Origin of the sequence: Roseicyclus sp. (genome assembly GCF_018402035.1) — a bacterium.
Lineage (GTDB): Bacteria > Pseudomonadota > Alphaproteobacteria > Rhodobacterales > Rhodobacteraceae > Roseicyclus.
The window spans coordinates 1-1919 of record NZ_JAGYJN010000059.1; the positions used below are offsets into that span (position 1 = coordinate 1).

Below are 1919 nucleotides of genomic sequence, written 5' to 3' on the forward strand. Positions count from 1 at the left end.
AGCCGGGCATATTTGAAGAAATCGATATTGGTCTCTTGGGGAACCAGCCTTAGGCGCATGTCTCAGACCTCGATTGTCTTGGGGCGACGCAGGGCAAACCATGTCACGATCAACAACCGCGTGACATAGATCGCTGTGAACACCGATGTGATGATCCCGATCCCCAGCGTGATCGAAAAGCCCCGCACAGGGCCAGAGCCAAGCGCAAACAAGATCACGGCGATGATGAATGTCGTCAGGTTCGCGTCGATGATCGCCGAAAGCGCGCGGGAATAGCCAAGCTCGATGGCGCGCGCCGGCCCCTTGGCCGTGCGCAACTCCTCGCGGATGCGCTCAAAGACCAGCACATTGGCATCGACCGCCATCCCGATGGTCAAGACGATCCCCGCGATCCCCGGCAGCGTCAGTGTCGCCCCGATCACGCTCAGAACCCCGAAAATCAGCCCGACATTGAGCAAAAGCGCAATCGCGGCAAACCCCCCGAACAGCCCATAGCTCAGCACCATAAAGACCAGCACGGCGGCAAAAGCGACCAGCGCGGCAATCTCGCCCGCTGCGATACTATCGGCCCCAAGCTCTGGGCCAATGGTACGCTCTTCCAAGAATGCCATCTCGGCCGGAAGCGCGCCCGCGCGCAACAGCACCGCGAGCTCGGTCGATTCCTCGACCGTGAAATTGCCCGTGATCTGCCCCGAACCACCGGTAATCGCCTGCCGGATCACCGGGGCCGAGATCACCTCCTCATCCAGCACGATAGCAAAGGGCGCACCCACATTGGCCGCCGTATAAGACCCGAAATCCCGCGCCCCCGCAGGATTAAACCGGAATGTCACCGCCGGTTGCCCGCTTTGCTGGTCAAAGGCGGGCTGGCTGTCGACCAGATCATCGCCGGTGACAACCGGGCTTTGCTCGAGGATGTAGAACACCCCCTCCTCATCCATCGCGGGCAACAGGATTTGGCGTGCATCCACCGATGCGGTGCCATCCGAGGTGCGCCCAACGACCGGGTGAAAGGTCAGCCGCGCGGTGGTGCCGATTAAATCCTTGAGTTCCTGCGCCGACCCGATCCCCGGCACCTGGATCAAGATCCGGTCCGCCCCCTGACGCTGGATGGTGGGTTCGCGCGTGCCTGCCTCATCGACACGGCGGCGCACGATCTCGACCGATTGCTGCATGGTCCGGTCATCGGTCGCCTGCCGCTCGGCCTCCGACAAGGTGACGATCACCAGATCGTTCTCGCCGCGCACCTCCAGCGTGGGCGCGCCCACCCCGGTCAGGCTGACAACAGGCGTGGCCAAGGTCCGCACGGCGGCAACGGCGGCGGCGATCCCCTCGGGCTGGCTGATGCGCACATGCAACTCGCCCACAGGCGCATCTTGGCGGCGGATCGTGCCGACCTGATCGCGCGCATCACGCAACACATCGCGCACCTCGGGCCAAAGCCCATCCATCCGCGCCTCGTAGACATCGGCCAATTGCACCTCGGCCAACAGATGCGCACCGCCCCGCAGATCGAGGCCCAGATTGACCAAGGTCGCAGGCAGAAAATCCGGCCAAAGCGCACGCGCGGCGGCCAAATCATCGCTGACCGCCCCGGTCTGTTCGATCACTGCCACGGCATCATTATGCCGCTCGACCCGCTCGTAAAACAGGTTCGGCATGGCAAAGGCCAAACCGGCCAAGACCACCGTGATGATCATCAGCCGGTTCCAAAGCGGGATCTGCAACATAATGAAAGGCCCTTTCAGCCGGTCCGCCGCAACAGGCGAACGCCAAGATCACTCCTTGGCGGGTTCCGTCTTCGAGCGCACCTGCGCAATCGTCGGGCGCACGACACGCACCTTCACACCATCGGACAGCTCAACCTCGACCTCGGTCTCGTCCTTCACCTTGGTGATCTTGCCGATCAAGCCACCTTG

The 1919-nt window shown here is 62.8% G+C and carries 2 protein-coding genes; both read right to left on the minus strand.

What is annotated here, in order from left to right:
* Positions 1-62: 62 nt before the first annotated feature.
* The gene (gene secD, locus KG698_RS15105; RefSeq protein ID WP_213686370.1) at positions 63-1730 is read right to left on the minus strand and encodes a protein translocase subunit SecD; all 1668 of its coding nucleotides are present in this window, start codon (positions 1728-1730) and stop codon (positions 63-65) included.
* A 48-nt stretch (positions 1731-1778) separates the two neighbouring features.
* The coding region (locus KG698_RS15110; RefSeq protein ID WP_213686371.1) for a preprotein translocase subunit YajC at positions 1779-1919 on the minus strand (141 nt) is incomplete at its 5' end.

Excerpts from the sequence above, each read along its gene's own strand:
- secD (WP_213686370.1), bottom strand. The coding sequence starts at position 1,730 with ATGTTGCAGATCCCGCTTTGGAACCGGCTGATGATCATCACGGTGGTC.